The sequence below is a fragment of the Cupriavidus sp. SIMBA_020 genome (genome assembly GCF_046535395.1).
In the GTDB taxonomy this organism is placed as follows: domain Bacteria; phylum Pseudomonadota; class Gammaproteobacteria; order Burkholderiales; family Burkholderiaceae; genus Cupriavidus; species Cupriavidus campinensis.
Genome location: NZ_JAWRWU010000743.1, coordinates 1 through 266 on the forward strand (window position 1 = coordinate 1; position 266 = coordinate 266).

Annotated in this window: 1 protein-coding gene; it reads right to left on the reverse strand. The window is 50.8% G+C overall.

What is annotated here, in order from left to right; translation table 11 throughout:
* A partial coding sequence (locus tag SB751_RS31315; RefSeq protein WP_410749185.1) for a DUF3037 domain-containing protein occupies nucleotides 1-202 on the reverse strand: 202 nt, incomplete at its 3' end.
* Nucleotides 203-266: the final 64 nt, after the last annotated feature.

The following is a 266-nucleotide window of genomic DNA, read 5'->3' on the forward strand; positions in this document are numbered from 1 at the left end:
TGCGGAAAGTGTCGCGCGCCCGCTTGTACACGGTGACGTCGAGTTCATCAAAGAACGCGGTAATACGTCCTACCCGGTCAAGAAGCTTGTAACCAAAAAAGCGTGCGGTTGGGCTCATCACCACAACCCCGACGTTGGCGAACTCTCCTGTTTCAGGGTATGGCATGAACCGCACGAGGGCATATCTGCATGCGTGTTTCATGTTTTGTTCCTGAAATCTGCTAAATCGACTCGATCCAATACATGTTTGACCTTATCTGGTGTCA